General features: G+C 61.8%; 12 protein-coding genes. 5 read left to right on the top strand and 7 right to left on the bottom strand.

Features of this window, described 5'->3' with window-relative positions:
* Positions 1-4: 4 nt before the first annotated feature.
* Both NDK18_RS18820 and NDK18_RS18815 read right to left on the bottom strand, forming a co-directional pair.
* Entirely contained in the window at positions 5-253 is a 249-nt protein-coding gene (locus NDK18_RS18820; RefSeq protein WP_250628685.1) for a hypothetical protein, read from the bottom strand.
* Positions 253-1,056 carry an ABC transporter ATP-binding protein gene (locus NDK18_RS18815; RefSeq protein ID WP_250628684.1) on the bottom strand — a complete coding sequence of 268 codons (804 nt, stop codon included), beginning with the start codon at positions 1,054-1,056 and terminating at the stop codon, positions 253-255. Before NDK18_RS18815 ends, NDK18_RS18820 begins: the two co-directional genes overlap by 1 nt.
* A 62-nt stretch (positions 1,057-1,118) precedes the next feature.
* Here NDK18_RS18815 and NDK18_RS18810 point away from each other — a divergent pair, with 62 nt between their 5' ends.
* On the top strand, positions 1,119-1,901 hold the full coding sequence (locus NDK18_RS18810) for an SDR family oxidoreductase (protein WP_250628683.1): 783 nt from the start codon (positions 1,119-1,121) through the stop codon (positions 1,899-1,901).
* 14 nt (positions 1,902-1,915) lie between these two features.
* On the opposite strand, the gene NDK18_RS18805 is transcribed toward NDK18_RS18810, so the two are convergent.
* The gene (locus tag NDK18_RS18805) at positions 1,916-2,551 is read right to left on the bottom strand and encodes a DUF4124 domain-containing protein (protein ID WP_250628682.1); all 636 of its coding nucleotides are present in this window, start codon (positions 2,549-2,551) and stop codon (positions 1,916-1,918) included.
* Positions 2,551-3,495 carry a DegV family protein gene (locus NDK18_RS18800; protein ID WP_250626649.1) on the bottom strand — a complete coding sequence of 315 codons (945 nt, stop codon included), beginning with the start codon at positions 3,493-3,495 and terminating at the stop codon, positions 2,551-2,553. Before NDK18_RS18800 ends, NDK18_RS18805 begins: the two co-directional genes overlap by 1 nt.
* 223 nt (positions 3,496-3,718) lie before the next feature.
* Here NDK18_RS18800 and NDK18_RS18795 point away from each other — a divergent pair, with 223 nt between their 5' ends.
* The 4 genes from NDK18_RS18795 to NDK18_RS18780 all read left to right on the top strand — a co-directional run bounded on the left by NDK18_RS18795 (position 3,719) and on the right by NDK18_RS18780 (position 8,696).
* The gene (locus NDK18_RS18795; RefSeq protein ID WP_250626650.1) at positions 3,719-4,510 is read left to right on the top strand and encodes an AMP nucleosidase; all 792 of its coding nucleotides are present in this window, start codon (positions 3,719-3,721) and stop codon (positions 4,508-4,510) included.
* Between the two features lie 64 nt (positions 4,511-4,574).
* Positions 4,575-6,260, top strand: a complete 1,686-nt coding sequence (locus NDK18_RS18790; RefSeq protein ID WP_250628681.1) for a hypothetical protein — start codon at positions 4,575-4,577, stop codon at positions 6,258-6,260.
* A 413-nt stretch (positions 6,261-6,673) separates the two neighbouring features.
* Positions 6,674-7,132: a hypothetical protein gene (locus tag NDK18_RS18785; protein ID WP_250628680.1), complete on the top strand. Its 459-nt coding sequence runs from the start codon at positions 6,674-6,676 to the stop codon at positions 7,130-7,132.
* Between the two features lie 796 nt (positions 7,133-7,928).
* Complete coding sequence (locus NDK18_RS18780) at positions 7,929-8,696, top strand: hypothetical protein (RefSeq protein ID WP_250628679.1); 768 nt, start codon at positions 7,929-7,931, stop codon at positions 8,694-8,696.
* Positions 8,697-8,816: 120 nt separating this feature from the next.
* On the opposite strand, the gene NDK18_RS18775 is transcribed toward NDK18_RS18780, so the two are convergent.
* The 3 genes from NDK18_RS18775 to NDK18_RS18765 form a co-directional block, all read right to left on the bottom strand.
* Positions 8,817-11,801, bottom strand: coding sequence for a TonB-dependent receptor (locus NDK18_RS18775; RefSeq protein WP_250626654.1), 2,985 nt, complete (start codon positions 11,799-11,801; stop codon positions 8,817-8,819).
* Between the two features lie 449 nt (positions 11,802-12,250).
* The gene (locus NDK18_RS18770) at positions 12,251-15,334 is read right to left on the bottom strand and encodes a TonB-dependent receptor (RefSeq protein ID WP_250628678.1); all 3,084 of its coding nucleotides are present in this window, start codon (positions 15,332-15,334) and stop codon (positions 12,251-12,253) included.
* Between the two features lie 629 nt (positions 15,335-15,963).
* Positions 15,964-19,053: a TonB-dependent receptor gene (locus NDK18_RS18765; RefSeq protein ID WP_250628677.1), complete on the bottom strand. Its 3,090-nt coding sequence runs from the start codon at positions 19,051-19,053 to the stop codon at positions 15,964-15,966.
* Between the last annotated feature and the right edge of the window lie 254 nt (positions 19,054-19,307).

Here is a 19,307-nt window from a genome sequence, read left to right as displayed (position 1 = left end):
GGATTTATTTCGACTGGTCTTCCACCGCCGCATCTTGCGTGGCGTGCTGCTGGTCCACGGTGGTCTGCACCGCGCGGGCCCGGTCGCGCGTCTTGAGCATCGGGTCGAGCGGGTTGTAAGGCCTGGCCGTGGTTTGCGCCGCCTGCGGCGCGGGCGGTGCGTTAGGGTCGGGCGGCGGGGGATGGGAACAGCCGCAGGCCAACGCGGCGGCAGTTGCCAGGGCACATGCGCGCCATGATCGTGTGTTCTTCATCAAGCCACCCTCGCCGAATACCAAGCCTCGTTTCGCTGCGCGAGCAGCGGCATGTCGAACAGGCGCGACAACGCATCGCCGCCCAGGATCTCCGCCTTCGGGCCATCGGCGAACACCTTGCCATCGCGGATCATCACCACACGGCCGATTTCGGGGATGATCTCCTCGATGTGGTGGGTGACCACCACCAGGGTGGTGCCGCCCTGGGCCAGTTCCCGCAGATGGCCCAGGAATTCCCGACGCGCGGAAAGGTCGAGCCCGGTGCAGGGTTCGTCCAGGAGAAGGGCACGCGGCTGGTACACCAGCGCACGGGCAATCAGCACGCGCCTCGCCTCGCCGGTGGACAACGTGGCCACTTCCCGATCAGCCAGCGCCAGCATGCCCATCCTTTCCAGAGCCCGGTTGGCGGCCTGCTGCATGTCGTGGGTGACATCGTGGTCCAGCCCAAGCACCAGCGAGGCAAAGAACCCGGACAGCACCACCTCGCGCACTCGAAGGCCCTCGACGGTTTCCAGGTCACGTCGCAGTTCCGCCGACACCACGCCGATCAGGCGACGAAGCTCGGTGACATCCCAGCGGGCGCGGCCGAAAACGCGTACCGGGTCGCGCCCGTCACCGGGTGAGAGCGGGTAGAGGCGGCGTTCGATCATCCGCACCAGGGTGGATTTACCCGAGCCGTTGGGGCCAAGGATCGCCGTGTGCTCGCCGTCGGCAACGCGCAGGCTGAAATCCGCCAGCAGGGTGCGGTCGCCGCGGAGCACGGTGGCATGGTCGATGTCGAGCAGGATGGCAGGCTGGTCCATGCCTTCGAGGATAACGCGCCGTTGTACGATGCGTGCAGTCCTTCACTTTCGGGAGACGCACCATGCATCCACGGCTGGCAAGCTGGCGACTGGACGGCCAGACGGCGCTGGTGACTGGTGCGAGCAAGGGCATTGGATACGCCTGCGCGCGCGAGCTGGCCGCATTGGGCGCGGACCTGTTGCTGGTGGCCCGTGACGAGATCCACCTGGATCACGTTCGCGTCGAACTCGCCGACGAAGCCCCGCACGCGTCGGTGCTGGCGCTGGCCGCCGACCTGACGGACCCTGAGGACCGCCTGGCCGTGTTCGACTGGATCGCCGACCTCGGCAGCCCCCTGTCACTGCTGGTGAACAACGTCGGCGGCAACGCGCCGGCGGCCACGGTGGATTATTCACCCGATGACTACCGCCGCCTCTTCGAAACCAATGTGTTTTCGGCCTTCGAGATGTGCCGCCTGGCTTATCCGCACCTGGTGCAGCACGGCAACGCCGCCATCGTGAACGTGGGATCGGTGTCCGGCGCGATCCACGTGCGCACGGGCTCGGTCTATGGCATGACCAAGGCCGCCGTGCACCAGCTCACGCGGAACCTGGCCGTGGAGTGGGCCGAGGACGGCATCCGCGTGAACGCCGTGGCGCCCTGGTACATCCGTACCCAGCGTTCGGAACCGGCGCTGGCCGATGCGGATTACCTAGAGGAAGTACTCGACCATACGCCGATGCGCCGCATTGGGGAGCCGGAGGAAGTGGCGGCTGCCGTGGCCTTTCTGTGCCTGCCAGCATCAAGCTACATCACCGGCGAGGTGCTGGCGGTGGACGGCGGGTTCCTGCGTTACGGCTTCTGACCGTTCGATGCGGATTACGGACCGCAACCCTTCAGCTGGGCACGCAGTTCCGCGTCGCGCTGTTCGAAGGGCGGCTGCTGGCTCTTGAAAGCCTTGCGCAGCTTGTCGCCGTTCTCGTCCAGTTGGTCCTGCAGCGCCTTGCAGGTTTCCTCCGGCGAAAGCTGATGGCAGCTGTCCTGCACCCAGACGTAGTTGTTGCCGATCATCTGGCCGGTGACCTTGCCCCGGTTGAATTCCGGTGCCGAAGGCACGGCCTGGGCCGATAGCGAGCTGCCATAGCTTCCCACCACGCCCGCCGGCGCCAGGTAGGGCTGGCCCGGTCCGTTACTGGTGTAGGGCGTGCCGTCAGTGGCGCGCACGCAGCCGTACATCACCGGAATACCCGGCGGAGGCGGAGGCATGGCGCTCAGTTGCGCGGGCGCGGGAGGGGGTGTCGGCGCCACCGGCGGCAACGGCGCGGGTGGCGTCGTCATCGGCTCGGTATCGTCGATCACCCGCTTCTCAGACTTCGCCCCGTGCGGGCATGGCATGTTCTGGTAAGTGACCTCGCCATTGCCGGCGGTGCACTTGTAGATGTCCGTGGCATGGCTGGCCGGCGTGCACGCCAGGAAACCCAACGCCACCAGGAAAACGAAGCCGGCAAGACGCATCAGAACTCCGCCACGTGCTCTTCGGCGGCGAAGCCGAGGGTCATGGCGCCTTCGCCCACGTTCACCATCCCGGTGATGCTCATCGGGCTTTCCAGCATCTCAACGCCGGCGCCCTCGCAGGTCTTGAGCAAAATCTCGTAGCCGGGAAGATTACGCATCACATCCAGCTCGCCCCCGTAGGACAGGCTCATCGCCGGTACCAGCAGGCCTGCTTGCACGCGCTTGGCAGCGTATTCGAAAAGCGTTTGCGCGCCGTGCTCGAAGCCACGGATCTTGCCCACCGGGCCGGTTTCACCCCGGTAGCAACGCAGCAGCGGCTTGATGTCCAGGGCCGAACCCAGCATGGCGCTGAACATGCTGACGCTGCGGTCACCCTTCTTCTTGGCCCGCGCACGCAGGTAGTAAAGGTCGCGCGGCAGCATGTACCCGTAGGCGTTGTTGGCGATGTGCGCCGCGCGCTCGCGCATCTGCTGGGGGGACTCGCCCGCGGCGATCATGCGCACGGCTTCCACCACCGGCGCCGCGGCGCCGGCGAAGATATTCCGGGTATCCACCACGCGCATCAGGAACGGCTGGCGGTTGCCCGCCGCTTCTCGGATGGGGCGATAGTGCTTCAGGATGGCGAAGCTGGCGCGGATCACATTGTCGTGGATCGGGCTGCGCGTGGCGGTGATGGTCAGGCAGATCACGCAGTCGTAATCCACCACCATCTTGTCCAGGAACACCCGCTGCACGTGCTCCACGCTGCTGGGTTCGGTTTCTGCCTCGTGGGCCCGGCTACCCATGTTCTGGTCGATGAAACGCTGGGTTTCAGCGGCGTTCCTGTCGTCCAGGAAGGTCTGGCCGTCCACCTTGATGGTGATCGGCAACACCGTGATGTTGTTTCTTTCGATGAAGTCCCGCGGCAGGTCGCAGGCCGCGTCGATCGCTACGCCGATTCGCATGATTTTCCCCGGCTGAAGAACTCGACCACGTCGGGGCGAAAGGTAGCACGCCGGGCCCCGGAAAATGTGCGATCCCCGGCATCGCCGCGCATGCTCTGACCCCCAACCCCTCGCGCTCGGGCCGGGCAAGGCGTATTCTGCCGTGACAATTAAATGGCCCCTGCCGGCGTGGCGTCGCCGGTGCCGGCACCGATCGGTTCGGTGCCAGAAAAAGCTGGAAAACATGAAGACCAAGCAAGAGATCGTCAGCAACTGGCTGCCGCGTTATACCGGCACTGCGCTCGAGGAATTCGGCGAGCACATCCTCCTCACCAACTTCGGACACTACGTCGAGCGCTTCGCCGAGTGGAACGGCGTGGATGTGAAGGGTCGCGACCGGCCCATGCCCAACGCCACGGCCGACGGCATCACCCTGATCAACTTCGGCATGGGCAGCCCTAATGCCGCCACGGTGATGGATCTGCTAAGCGCCATCGGCCCCAAGGCGGTGCTGTTCCTTGGCAAATGCGGAGGGCTGAAGAAAAAGAACGCCATCGGCGACCTGGTGCTCCCCATCGCCGCCATCCGTGGCGAAGGCACCTCCAACGACTACCTGCTGCCCGAGGTGCCGGCGCTGCCGGCGTTCCAGCTGCAGCGCGCAGTGTCCACCATGATCCGCGACCTTGGCCACGACTACTGGACGGGCACCGTGTACACCACCAACCGCCGGGTGTGGGAGCACGACGAGGCATTCAAGGAGTACCTGCGCCGCACCCGCTCGATGGCCGTGGACATGGAAACAGCGACCATCTTCGCCGCGGGCTTTGCCAATTCGATCTCGGTCGGCGCGTTGCTGCTGGTGTCCGACCAGCCGATGATCCCCGAAGGCATCAAGACGGAGAAGAGCGATCTTGCCGTTACCACCAACTATGTTGAGCGCCACATCCGCATCGGCATCGAGGCGCTGAAGCTGGTGCGCCGGCACGGGCGAAGCATGAAGCACCTGCGGTTCGAGGATGAGAATTCGCTTGAGTAGGGGTTAGGCGAAACGTGGAAGCGGGTGTGGAGGGTGCGGGCTAGCATAGGTTCGATTCCCCGACATGGATGTCGACGTGCCTCCCATGCTTTCGTTTACCCCCGCCATGTTCCATCGCGTGTTGCCGCGCGTGTTCATGTCAGCCAATTCGCAAGGTTCGAGTGTCAGCGCCCAGTTGGGGAATGTGCGTCATGCCGGGCCCACCGCCTTCGGACGTCCGGCCATTCCCACATCACCCCATTCCAGAGCCAGGGAACTGCTTCTGGAGAAAGCGCAACTGAAACCGGGTGCAAGCCGCGAATTCGCCATAAACATCGTTAAGAATGCCGGCGCGGCCCGCTGCAAAGGTGACTACGCACTGGCCGGACATATTCTTGCTACAGGACTAGCCACCTTCTTTTCGGCGAGCGGTGCGGCGGCGGGCGACGACACCCCATCCAAACCTGACGCCGTGCACGCAGGATGGCAGGCGAACCTGGGTCGCGGTGTCGCTGCACTCATCGCGCGCGCAGAGACGCAATTGCAAATGGTGCAGCAGGACGCCAATGCGGATGTCGTGGATCACGACCCATCCCACGATGGCCTGCTCGAAGCACTGATTCGGTTCGATGGCGGCATCACGGCTACCTATCGTCTTGCGATTGTGCGCGCCACCATGCTGACCAACGAGGGACGACACGATGAAGCCCTCGCGGCGCTGCGCGAGGCACCAGCGCATCAGGCCATCATGAATCATTTCGCGGCGCCAGTCGGCGCGCCCGGATCGGACAGTAGCCTTCGTGCCCTGTCAACAGCGCATGACGCGCTCGACAAATTCCAAACCCTCGTGAACGGTGACGACGACGCCCCTACCGGTTCTTTGGGCCAGCAGGTGTCCTATGCTCGGGACAATCCCGATGTGCTTCGGGTACGCGGGCTCGTTCAGTCGGTCGGCGCCGAGCTCTTTCGCGTCGGCGATTACGGAGCCGTCCTGGACACGGTCCGTCCGCCTCTCCCGCCCCGCGTCTCCGCTGGAGGCCAGGCCACCTGCTTCCCGCCGAGCGTTGCGGCTGGTGGAGGCGACACAAGCGCCGCCACTAGTCCGACGTTAGTCGCGCAATCTCTGGCAGCAAGCTCCACCAATTTGGCCCCAGAGCTCGAGAAACGGGCCACGGTAAGCGAGTCTTTACCTGAAATACTGCATGCAGGTTGGCGAGCAAACCTTGGCCGAGGTGTAACCGCTCTCATTGCACAGTTCGATACTCAGCTAACAAAGCTTCGGCAGGACATCTATCGCAATGTCGTCGACGGGCATTCGTCACGCGATGCCTTGCTCGAAGCGACCCGGGAAGACAGCCGCATGATGGTGGAAAATCGATTCGCCATCAGATATGCCGAAAAGTTGAGCGATAAGGGCGCGCATGATAAGGCCCTTGTCGTATTGCGGGAAGCTCCGGAGTATCAGCGCGTTATGATGAATTTCAAAGTGTCGTCTGGTGCCGAAGCCGATGCGGCCGATCATGCCCTGTCGACCTCACGCGATGCGCTTTCCAGTTTCCAAGCCGTTGTAGACGACGATGGCAATCCCGCAGGCGTAGTTGACGAGGAAGTGAAGTACGCACGCGAAAATCCCGATGTGCTTCGCACGCGCGAGCTCGTCCGGTCGGTGGGTGACGAGCTTTTTCGCCTCGGCGCTTACCGCGAAGTCTTGACCACGGTCCGGCCGCCTGTGCCGCCCCGCATCGTCGCAGGTTCTTCTCCGAAGTTGTGAAGAATTCGCCGGATGGACCTCCATTCGTTTCACGAGCACCACGGGCCTTCGCGCATCACCTACGTCAGGATGTTTCCATGACCCCAGTAATCTCCCTTCCGGGCATCGCAAAGCTCGCTTCCCTCCTTGGCGACGCGGCGAAACACGTGGCAAGCAAGGTGAATTTCGCCAACGCCTTTCGGCAAGTCGGCCAGGTTGGCGGCCAGGCACCGGGAGCGCCACGGCTCAAGCGCCTTTCCTCCCTCGATGGGGGTCGACTCGTATCGACCATGAAGTCGAGTGTCGACCCTTCGCTCGAACAGCGCCGGAATAGCCTGGATAGCAGGGAGCGTGCCGTTGCCGAACGGCGAGCCTCGCGGCAGGGTACGCCTGCATCTGGCAACTCGATTCCACATGCCCACGCGGAGATGGTCGTGCAGAAGGCGACCGTCCTGGCCAAGGATTACTTTCGTGCGAGAGGAATTGACACCTCACCGAAATGGCGGCGTACGCCCCAATCGTATCTGCTGCCTTCCGATTGGAGCTCGCCTCGGGCCAGGTTGGCCGGGCAAACATTAACCCGTGATCGGCTCGGCAACGGTCACGAGATGCAGGCACCGCAGCAAGTCGCCGCGCCTTCGCAGGGAAAGGATGTCCAACGCCATACGGCCAAGGCCCTGCGCGACCTGCAGGATGAGCTGGCCAATACGGCGCAGCTCTTCGATGGTACGGTGCGAGGTGATGTGGCGCGGCTCATCGGCCCCGTAGTTGCGCTTGTCCGGAAGGAGTGCGGGCCTGACGAGGCGCTTCGCATCGCATCGCTGGGTATCCAAGACGTTCGATCAGCCCCGGCCAAACTCCTTGTGCAATCGCGCACGCATCGCCTGATCTAGTCATATTGCATTCAATACACGGACGTATCCCATGCTCATAGAACTTCCAAGCGTTACTAAACTAGTCGCAAAGTTTGAGCAACTTGTCGACCGGACCGGTCCCGAAGACACGAAGGCCGCGCGCTATCGGGTTCCAGCGCGCAATGCGAAGCCATCGGCTGTGGCGAACACCCCGCGTGACTCTTCGATCCGTCATCAAGCCGTTGCCGGCCCCCAGCCAGTGCGTCGTCCGACACCTCTTCCGGCTTCTTCCGAACATGGAAGAGGGACGAATCCGGCGACATCGAGGTCGACGACTGAAACGCCCGTTCCCCGGTATCAAGCGAATTTCGCCAAACACAGGGCGGTCTTTGAACAACTTGCTTCGAAATCGAACGAGGCCCAGACCCCAGTGCGCCTGGACCGTGCTGTCACACCAAAGCGTCTTGGCACAGGCATACACTCAGGCACCGTCGTGTGGGAGCCGACAGCCCGAGACCGCGTTTCCTACCCCGAGCGCGTGCCTTCTCGTAGCGAAGTGATGGATCGCCCACAAACAATGCAACCAGGCAAGTCGACGAAGACTCCTGGTCCGATCGTCAATCACCTCGCCAATATCGTTCGAAACGGTAAGGCCAAGTTGCGGGCATGCAAGGCGTCGGTGGCTCCCGGAAGCGAGCGCATCGACCAAGCAGCGAGATTCTCCATGGCTCGTATTCCATCGTCTCGGGCACCATTGGTCCCACCAGGCCATGGTCATCTCAGTCCGGTTGATGACGCTCCCCGATCGGGGCAGCCGTCGGTATTCTTGCAGTACATGTTGGTCGATTCACACATCGATTCTTCCAAACGGGTGCTGTCGCCTGGGCCGGATGAGCGTGCGCACTCCGACTATGAAAGCGATTCATCCGGTTCTTCGGCAGGATCGTCGCCACCGGGGTCGCCCAATGCACTGGATCCAGTGATTTCCTGGTCGCAGGTGCTCGCCGAAGACCCCACGGTGACGGAGTTAAAAGATGAGCTCGGACAACTCGAACGGGCCATCGAAAATGAGAACAAATACCGCGTGCCGGACGATGCGGCCGACCAACTTGACCTTGCGATGGAGCACTACAGGAACGGAGACATCCCTGGTGCCTACGCTGCGATCATGGCGGCCCTCGATGGCGTGACCGAGATCCTGGCACCGCCGGGATCGAGAAAAACTCCATCGCCGGCCGATTCCGACTACGCCAGCGATTCCGACAAGCCGGGACTCTCGTTGGACGCAACGAGCGCGGAACTATCCGATCAAATTACGCGCGACGACTTGTTGTCCGAAGCTCGCGACAAAGCCGCCTCATTGTCGGAAGGCGTCAATCACGCCTGGATAGACTCCCGATTGAACCTCGGCAGGGCCAGAACGCGCATCCAGGCAACGATAAAACGGCATACCGGAACAACCTGGGAAGGGAGAGCGAAAGTCTTGCTGGCGAAGGTCGATACCCAGGCGCGCATTGACCGCCTAGCTGCCATCGACATGGCTCGTGACGGCCTGAAGACCATCGCTGGCACTCAACTCCGTCGCATAGACCCGGAATATTGACCGTAGCTTGGCTCCCGAAAAAAAAAGGCCACCGTCCTTGGGGTGACGGTGGCCGATCTGGGGAGATGCATTTCGGCGGCTGCGGGAACAGCCGCCTTCTTTTCTAGTTATGCAAGGTTCTTACAGCGAGAAGTCATACCGGGCGCCCAGGCGCACATAACGCGGATCCTGGAACGAACGGGCACGCTTGAAGTTCGGGTTGGCCACGCCGGCGGCGGACTCACCCGTTTCGAAGTACTGCGTTACCTGCTGCTTGCCGATGATGTTGAAGATGTCGATCGACAGGCCCAGCTTGTGGTCGGCGAAGGCCGGCTTCCACAGGGCGCTGACGTTCGCCGTATAGGTCCACGGCGTGCTGCCGTACGAGCCGCGCGGTGCCGGCTTGCCGTTGCAGTACAGGTAGGCTGCGCCGTAGCCGAACGGGTCGCCGCCGAGGGCCGGCGGACGCTGGCCGAAGCAGTTCACCGGGTAGCCCGATGCGATACGCGTGTTGCTCGAAACCGCCCACTCTTCGTTGAACTGGTACGTGCCATAGATACGCAGCTGGTGCTTCTGGTCCGACGGCAGGCGGCCGTTGGAGTTCTCCATGATTTCCGGGAAATCCCAGGACTCGGTGGTGGACACGTCGGCCTGCACGATGTCCGAATCGAGCTGGCCTTCAGCGTTGCCGTAGCTGCGCGAGAAGGTGTACTCGATCTTGCCGTACCACTTGTCGCTGAACTGGTGTTCGGCATAGAAGTCGGCCATGTAGTAGGCACGCTTGGCCTTAGGCTCGCCGATCTCCACCGCGTTGAGCGGAATGGAGATGTACTGGCCATCGGCCGGCGACAGCGTGAACGTGTTGGCGCGGCCCGGGTTGTACAGGAAGCATTCGGTGGAACGGGCCAGACCCGCTTCCACTACATCCAGGTTGCCGTGCTCGGCACCGTAGGTTTCGAACGGGCGGATATCGCAGGTATCGTCGATCAGGCTCTTGAGCTTGCGATACATGAACTTCGTGCCGACCGTCCAGTTGTCCGGAAGCTGCTTGTCCGCACCGAAGATGTACTCATCCTGGTAGTAGGAATGCAGGTGCTGGGCCGACACCACCTTGGCGTCAGGCGGCGTGCCGTTCTCGCCGTTGAGGAAGTAAAGGCCTGCGGCCGGATTGGCGGTACCGAGCCCGGTCGGGATACCCGTGGTCGGATCGATGCCCGTGAACGAATAGTACTGTGACGGGAAGGTGGAAGGACCTGCGCCGCGGATAGCCACGGATGTCGGCAGACCCAGATGGTAACGACCGGCGTTGGCGTAGATCTTCAGGCTGGAATCGCCTTCAACGTCCCAGGAAATACCCAGACGCGGATCAAGCTGGTGACGCTGGCTGGCATAGGCTTCGCCCACGCCGTTGTAGTTGGTGAACTGCTCGTTACGCAGGCCGATGTAGCCGTGCCAGCGGTCGGAGATCTGCCAGTTGTCTTCGACGAACTGCGAACGCTGGTTGGTGCGAGCAGTGGTGCCAGACGAAAGGCCCGTCTTGTCGACGAAATATCCATTGGGATAATCGGCCGGGTTGTACAGGCCCGGATCCAGGCCCAGGTTGGTCAGGCGCTGCTGGATCGACGAACCGTTGCCCACGTCATTGTAGATGTAGCTGGCGCCGCCCACCGGCGATGAACCGGCCGTGGCACGAAGCACGTAGTTATCCACGCCGGCGCGAAGATCGTGATCGCCAATGTGATATTCGATGTTGATCGCCCAGCCGGTGGTGCTGTCCTTGGCGCCTGGCACTTCGATGGTAGCCGAGCCCACCGTGCAACCGCCCTGCGGATTGTTCTTGAAGGCGACGCGGGAATCGGTGATCGGCGGGCAGACGACACCGCTGGCGCCGCTCACGTCCTGTTCGTGCGGCGAACGGGTCTTGCCGTACAGGGCGTTCACCGTCAGGTCGTCGGTGATGTAGCCGGTGTAGTGGCCGATGTAGGTGGTACCGCCCGGCGTGGCGTTGGTCTGCGTGCCGTTGAAGTTCTTGGTGGTCTGGTGGCCCAGGTACGCACCCTTGCCGGTGGTGTAGTTGTAGCCAAAGATCGAGCTGGTGGTGTACTCCGAATCGCCCATCCCGGTGAATTCCAGGATGTGGCTGTCGGTGATGTTCCAGTCGATCTTGCTCAACCAGCGCGTGGTGCTGGGCGACTGGTTCTCGTAGTCGTTCGCGCCGTTCACGCCATAGAACTGGCCGGCCGACTTGATGAAGTCGCCAGCGGCGAAGAAGAACAACTTGTCCTTGATAAGCGGGCCGCCAACGGAGCCGGAGTACTGGATCTGGTTGTTGTTGAAGCGGTTGAAGGCGTTGCCGTTCTGGTACAGCGTGCCATCGCGCAGGTATACGCTGCGGGGACTCTGCTGCAGCTGCTGCGGCGACCACAGCACCTGGATGTCACCCTTCCAGGTATTGGTACCGCGCTTGGTCACCACGTTGATCACGCCGCCGGTGGAACGGCCATATTCGGCGCCGTAGCCGCCGATCAGCACCTGTTCCTGGTCGATCGCGTCATAGGGCAGCTGACGCGAGCTCACGCCCGTCAGCGGATTGGTGGCCTGGAAACCATTGATGTAGTACGAGTTCTCGGAGGCCGACGAGCCGCCGAAGGAGAGCGCGTTGCCGTAGCCGCGTGCCGCCGGCGTCGTGCCGGGCGCCAGCAGGGCGATAGAGCTCACCGACGTGCGGTCGATGGGAAGCTTGGCCAGCTGTTCGGCCGTGAGCACCGTGCGCGAGTCCACGGAGCTGACGTCGATGCTGGGAAGAGCCGTGCCGATTACCTGGACGGCACCGAGATTGGTGGCGTTCTGGCTGCTTGTGGAGGCGTTGAAAGACACCTCGGTACCGGAACTGATCGTCGTCTGCACACCCTTGTGGCTGTCCACCACGGCGCCACCCTTCATCAGGGTCACGTCGTACAGACCGATAGGCAGCGAAGCGGCGCGGTAACGGCCACTGGAATCCACCGGAATATCACGGCGGACGCCCGTATCCGGGCTTTCGACATGCACCACATCACCAGGTTCGGCGTTACCAAAGATCACACCGGTGGCGTTGGACTGGGCCAGGACAGTCCCGGCCGTCATGGCGAGGCCGAAAGTTACAGCGCAAGAAAGTGCGGTTCGCGCGAAGCGATGCACGGACCCCGAGCGGGGGGCCGGCTTGATAAGGACAGGCATTGACAGTCTCCCAAAGAACAACAAGACGCATCCATGCAGTCAGAAAAGCGAGGGTCGTCTCCCCACGAGCCTCGTAGCGAAGGCGTTTGCCGCCGGCGCAATCGTTAAAACCCCATGAGGAGAAGGTGAGGCTCGGAACCTTTCGACTTGCTTTCACAAACGTCAAATGCTGCGGAACTAGGAAAAATTCCTACGAAAATCGTGAAATACTGCCTAGGACATCAAATGGGTCAGCACAAAAGGGCGCCGAAAAAAAAAGGCCATCGCCCTTGGTGAGCGATGGCCTAGTCCGGGGAATGCATGGCGACTGCGGGAACAGTCGCCGGGTTTTTCTAGTTATATCCGATCGTAATTAATCAGAAGTCGTAGCTGATGCCAAACTGTAGGAAGCGTGGCGTTTCGTAGGAAATAGGCAGCTGGTAGTCAGGCGACAGCTGGCCCGGCCCCGATACCGACGTGGTGGTGAACTGGGTTGTACGCTGCTGGTTGAGCACGTTGTAGACCAGCAGGCTGAAGGCCAACTTGTGATCGGCGAACGCCGGGCGGTACTGCGCGTTGAGGCTTACGATTTCCTGCCACGGGGTACGCCCCACCTTACCCGGCGTTGCCGGACGGCCCTCCGGGCCGCAGAAATGGTAGGCGTCGGCATAGCCGTATGGATCGGATTGCTCGGGGCCGAAGAAGCTCTGGCAGACCTTGGGCGTACCTGAAAGCAGCTGAGCGTTACCGCCGACCAGCCATTCAGGCGTGAGCTGCCAGTAACCGGTGAACTTGATCTGGTGACGGCGGTCATTGGCCTGGTCGCCGTTGGTGTTCACCATCACGCCAGCGTTGTCCCAGTCTTCGGTCTGAGCCACATCGGTCTGGCCGATGTCCGAACGTACCGAGCCTTCAGTGTTGCCGAAGCTATGGGCAAGCGTGTAATCGATGCGGCCGTACCACTTGCCGTCAAACGGATGCTCCAGATAGGAATCAAGTGCGGTGTACTTACGCTTGAGGTCCGGCATGCCAAAGGCGGACCACGGCACCGTCATCGTGCCAAAGGTGCCATCGCCATTGGATACGTTGAACTTCTGCGTCTTGCCCGGGTTCATGATGTAGCAACCTGAGCCCAGCGCGAGGTCCGGATCAAAGCCCTGGGCCGCGCCCACGGCCGAGAACGTGGCGCCGTCGCAGACATCGTCCAGGTCGTTACGCAGTTTGCGGTAGGTGAACTTGGTACCGGCCGTCCACTTACCGCCCATCATCTCAAAGGCCTTGTCGAGGCCCGCGATGTACTCATCCTGGTATTCGGCCGAAACGTCCTTGCTGGTCACCGTCTTCGGGTTCGGCGGCACGCCAAACTCGTTGTTGGCCGACACACCCGGATAATGGCCCTGAGGAATCTGCGTCAGGCCCGTCGGGGCGCCCGTGGCCGGATCGATGCCGGTGTAGGTGAAATACTGGTTGGTAAAGACGCTGCCCGCCGCGCCGCGAATGGCGACATTGGTAGGCTCATCCAGGTAGTACCGGCCAGCGTTGGCGTATACCTTCAAGCTCGAATCGCCCAATACATCCCAACTGGCGCCAAGACGTGGCGACAGGTTCGGACGGGTAAGCCGGATGTACGGCTGCGAGTCCGGGTTGTAGTTGGTGAACTGGTCATTGCGCAAGCCGATGGACAGCAGCAACCGGTCGGTCACCTGCCACTCGTCCTGCACGAACTCGGCGCGCTGCTTTACCCGCACCTTCTTTGCGCCCGTGGTGTAGATCTCCTGGGACACGTAATAACCGTTGCCACCGGGTGCCGCTACCTCCTGGCCACCGAGGGTGCTGATCGGCGTATTCGGATCGCCGTGGCCGTACACCCAGGCATAACCCGGGCCAGGGAACGTGTCGCCGATGTTCATCGAGGACGTGTCGAGGTTGTCGATACCGGCGGTGATCGAATGGGCGCCGAGCTTCCAGTTCAAGTCAAGACGCAAGTTACGCGTACGATCCTGGGCGGCTGGGTTTGACACGGTGGTACGCGTGGTCTGCGGGCCGACATTCTCGACTCCGCCGTTGAGTGCCGGATCCTGGTTCTGCGCGCGTAGCACCGGGGCGTCGGGGCCGCCGGCGGTACGGCTATAGTCGGTCTGAAGCATCTTGCCGTAAAGCACGTCGACGGTGATGTCATCGGTGATATAGCCGGTGTACTTGGCGATCGCGACACGCGCGCCGTCATTGGTGTAGGTACCTGGTCCGAGATAATCCCCGAACTGGCCCTTGTCCTTCTTGCTGCCGATATCCGGGTAGGTGTAGTTGTACACTTGGTTGGTGTATTCGGTCTTGTTCGACGCGGTGGTGAACTCAAGGATATTGTTGTCCGTGATGTTCCAGTCCAGCTTGGCGTAGTACTTCGGATCGTTGTAGCTGTAATGCTCGGCCTGATTAACCTGCGAGCTTTCAATCTGCTTGCCGTTGACCTGGCGCTCGGCCTCGACAGCGCCGAAGATGAAGAGCTTGTCCTTGATCAGCGGGCCGCCGAAGTAGGCATCCACGACTTCCGTGGACGATTTGTTCTGGTTGCGATAGGCGTATTCCTCGCCCTGCGCTCCGCCATCGGCCGCGGCCAGGTATTGTGGGCCGGAGGGATAGTAGGTGTTCTTCGGGTTCGCGTTGGTCACCTTGGGCTGGAAGAGGATCTGCGCGCCGAAGTGCCATTCGTTCGTACCGCGCTTACCGACCTGGCTGATCACGCCGCCGTCGGAACGGCCGTACTGTGCGCCGTAACCACCCGTGAGCACCTGCTCCTGGTCGATGGCGCCGTAGGGGAGAGTCAGGCCGCCGAAGTTCTTCAGCGGGTCAGACGTGTTGAAACCGTTGATGTAGTAAGCGTTCTCGGCGATGGACGAACCGCCGAAGGAATTGAGCACCTGGCCCGTCGGGCTGGTGAAGTACGAGCTACCGCGGTTAACTCCGGGCGCCAGGGTGGCGACGGCTTCGGCGCTACGCTGCAGCGGCAGTCGCGCTAGCTGGTCGGCGGTGATCGTGGTGCGCGAGTCCACCTGGGTCACGTCGATTGCCGGCAGGGCGTTGGCCGTAACCTCAACCGAGCTCAGGTTAGTGGTGGACGAGGACGATGCCGGGGAGAACGACACCTGCGTGCCGCCGCCAAGGGTCAGGGTGACGTTCTTACGCGAATCGACCGTGGCCCCATCGCGAAGAAGGGTAACGGAGTACGTGCCCAGCGGCAGCGAGCCTGCTGAATAACGCCCGCGCTCGTCCACTTGCACAGTGCGGCTGACGCCGCTGCTGCTTTCGATCAGGACGGTTTCGTTGGCCGCTGCCGGGGCATCACCGTAGATCGTGCCGGTGGTGGCCTGGGCAAGGGCGGTGGTGGAAGTGCCAGCTGCAAGGGCTGCAACGACGGCAATACTTAACGAACGGCGCACAAGTGCGCTGTGACGGTAGTACATCAGGTTGTCCCCTAAAAACCGCGTTCTGCGGAAAATCGATGTTCAAAATCGGCAGGAGCACGATCGTAGGTTAAGCCTTTCGTGAATCTTTCTTGCTTAATGAAATCGCAACAAAATAGGAAACGTTCTTATAAGAATTGTTCCTAACAGAAATAATTACGATCAACTAAATCAAGCGCAACAAAAAACGAAGTCGAAGGGCCTCGGCAGGAATCCGACGATGCTCCTACCTGCGCCCCTGGAAAGGCGCGGCATTTCTAGTTACGGGTATAGACCTGCTACACCCTGCAACCGAAAGGTTACGTATGCGGCCGTCCTCCAGTGTATGTGTGGATGGACTAACCTTTGAGCAATTGATCCAAGCACCTGGGTCAAGGTTCGGACGAGTCAAGGCCAAAAAGCTGGAGCCGGTCTTGGGCCCCGGCATATTTTTGAGAATGCCTCGCTAAGTTGGAAAATTTCTGCGCCGCAAGTTAGTGCTGTAGGACAAGTTTATGTGGATTGGGGCTACTTCAAAAAGAAAGCCGCAAAAAAAAGCCGAGGCCAAAGGGCCTCGGCATGAGTCTGGGGATGCTTTTCGCAGCGGCCTCGGGAAAGGCCGCCGCTGTTTCTAGTTATGGCTATGAAGCTTAGAAGTCGTAGGTGACGCCGAACTGCACGTAGCGCGGGGTCTCGTAGGACAACGGCAGGAAGAAGTTCGGCGACGGGACACCCGGGCCGGATTCCGACGTGTTGTCGAACTGGGTCGGGCGCTGCTGGTTGAACAGGTTGTAGACCAGCACGTTGAAGGCCAGCTTGTGGTCGGCGAAGTCCGGACGGTATTCGGCGTTCAGGCTGAAGATTTCCGTCCACGGGGTACGACCCGTCTTGCCCGGAGGCGCAGCCGTGCCGGCCGGTCCGCAGTAGTGGTAAGCCACGCCATAGCCGAACGGGTCGTCCTGCTGGGGTCCGAGGTAACCCAGGCACGTCTTCGGCGTACCCGAGAGCACCTGCACAGTGGCACCGACCAGCCATTCCGGCGTGATCTGGTAGTAACCAATCGCCTTGATCTGGTGGCGACGATCGTTTGCCTGATCACCGTTCGCATACTGCATCACGCCCGAGTTATCCCAGTCTTCGGTCTGCGACACGTCGTTCTGGCCGATGTCCGAACGCACCGAACCTTCTGTGTTACCGAAGCTGTGCGACCAGGTGTAGTCCAGGCGGCCGTACCACTTGCCGTCGTACGGATGCTCCAAGTACATGTTGAGGGCGGCGTACTTGCGCTTCAGGTCCGGCATGTCAAAGGCCGACCAGGGAATGGTCATCGTGCCGTAGGTGCCGTCGCCGCGCGGAACATTGAACGTGGAGTTCTTGCCCGGGTTCATGATGTAGCAACCCTGGCCTTCGGCCGCGGCTTCGTCGAAGCCCTGGGCTACGCCCTCGGCGCCGAACACGGCGGTGTCGCACACGTCGTCAAGGTCGTTACGCAGCTTGCGCCAGATGCCCTTGGCGCCGGCCGTCCACTTGTCGCCGAACATGTCGAACGACTTGTCGATACCGGCGATGTACTCGTCCTGATACTCAGCCGAAACGTTCTTGCTGGTCACCTGCTTCGGGTCAGGTGGGGTGCCGAACTCGAGGTTGGCCGACACGCCCGGATAACGGTCCTGCGGAATCTGCGTCAGGCCCGTGGGAGCGCCGGTGGTCGGATCGATACCGGTGTAGGTGTAGTACTGGTTGGTGAACACCGAACCCGCGGCACCGCGAACGGCGACGTTGGAGGGCTCATCCAGGTAGTAGCGACCAGCATTGGCATACACCTTCATGCTGGAGTCGCCGAACACGTCCCAGCTGGCACCCAGGCGGGGCGACAGGTTCGGGCGGGTCAGGCGGATGTAAGCCGCACCGTTCGGGTTGTAGTTGGTGAACTGGTCGTTGCGCACGCCGATCGACAGCAGCACGCGGTCGGTCACCTGCCATTCGTCCTGGACGAACTGCGCACGCTGCTTCACGCGCACCGACGGGGCGAAGGTCTGGAAGATGGTCTTGGAGACGTAGTAACCGTCGCCGCCCGGGGCGCCGACGCCTTCACCCGGCTGGGTAATGATCGGCGTGTTCGGGTCGCCACTGCCGTAACTCCATGCATAACCACCCGGATACTCCGAACCGGCATTGATGGACTGGATGTCCATGTTGTCCATACCGGCCGTGATCGAGTGCGAGCCGACCTTCCAGTTGACATCGAAGCGGGCATTGCGCGTCTTGTCGACGATATTCGGGTTGTCCACCGTGCTGGTGGCCACCGACGTGCCGGTGATCGAGTTACCGCCAGTGAACGCCGGGTTCTGATTTGCCGCGCCGATGATCAGGTTGGCAGCGCCCGGAGCGATCGTGGTGACGTCCGTCTGCTTCATCTTGCCGAAAAGGGCGTCGATGGTGATGTCGTCGGTGATGTAGCCGGTGTACTTCAGGATGCCGACGTCGGCGCCCTGCTTGGTGGCAATGCCCTTGCCGATGTACTGGTCACGCTGGCCCTTCGGGCTGCCCACCGGGTAGGAATAGGTATAGGCCTGCGGGTCGTATTCGGTCTTCTGCGACGCGCCGGTGAATTCCAGGATGTTGTTGTCGGTGATGTTCCAGTCGACCTTCGCGTACCACTTCGGATCGGTGTAGCTATAGGTCTGGTCAAGGCCGGTGTCGGACGAGCCGGTGTTGCGGCCGTCCACGCGGCGCTCGGCCTCGACTGCGCCGAAGACGAACAACTTGTCCTTGATCAACGGGCCGCCGAAGTAGCCGTCTACCGTCTCGGTGGTGTCCTTGTTGTTGTTGCGATAGCGGAACAGCTGACCCTGGCGACCGCCGTCGTCAGCAGAGGCGTACTGCGGGCCAACCGGGTAATAGATGTTCTTGGGGTTCGACTCGAGGGACTTGGGCGTGAACAACACCTGCGCACCGAAGTGCCATTCGTTGGTACCGCGCTTGCCGACCTGGCTGATCACGCCGCCGTCGGAACGGCCGTACTGGGCGCCGTAACCACCGGTAAGCACCTGTTCCTGATCGATGGCGCCGTACGGGAGGGTCAGGCCGCCGAAGTTGCGCAGCGGATCGGTGGTGTTGAAGCCGTTGATGTAATACGCGTTCTCGGCGATCGATGAACCACCGAACGAGTTCAGCACCTGGCCGCCCTCACCGGTGAGCAGCGATGTGCCGGAGTTAACACCGGGGGCCAAGGTAGCGATGGCCTCGGCGCTACGCTGCAGCGGCAGTTTGGCCAGCTGCTGCGAAGTGATGGTGGTACGGGAATCCACCTGGCTCACGTCGATCGCGGGCAGGGCATTGGCAGTGACCTGCATGGCGCCCAGTTCCGTGGCGCCGGCGGCGTTGGCACCAGCGTTGAAGGACACCTGGGTGGCACCACCGGCAGACAGCGTGATGTTGTTGCGGGTATCGACCGTGGAGCCATCACGCAGCAGAGCCACCGTGTAGGTACCCAGCGGCAGCGAGCTGGCCGCGAAACGGCCGTCGGCACCCACGGTGATCGTGCGGCTAAGACCCGACGAGTTCGTCAGGGTTACCGTTTCGTTGGCGCCTGCGGGCGCGTCACCATAGATAGAACCCGTGGTGGACTGTGCGAATACGGGCGCCGCGGCGCCCAGCGAAAGCGCCGTGACAACGGCGAGCGTAAGCGAGCGACGCGCAAGCGCGCGACGGCTGCGGTGGTTATTCCCCAAGGACATGTGCATCTCCGGACAAGTATTGGCAAACGCATCCATGCAATCGAACTATCACCAGCAACGAGTGCTCCCCTTCGTTGCGGGCTTTGGCGTTAAGAAAAGCCAAGGCTGCTTGTTAAATTCCGATTAGCAACCTTCCACTGGTTTTCTTTCGCGTTCCTTTCAGAGCTTTTCATTTGCATGACGACATCTTCACAATCGCGAAACACTGCGAAATCCGCAAAAAATAAGGGCGCCAAACGGCGCCCTTATTCGAA

Origin of the sequence: Pinirhizobacter soli, assembly GCF_015905305.1 — a bacterium.
Classification (GTDB): domain Bacteria; phylum Pseudomonadota; class Gammaproteobacteria; order Xanthomonadales; family Rhodanobacteraceae; genus Pinirhizobacter; species Pinirhizobacter soli.
This window is presented reverse-complemented; position numbering and strand designations above follow the sequence as displayed.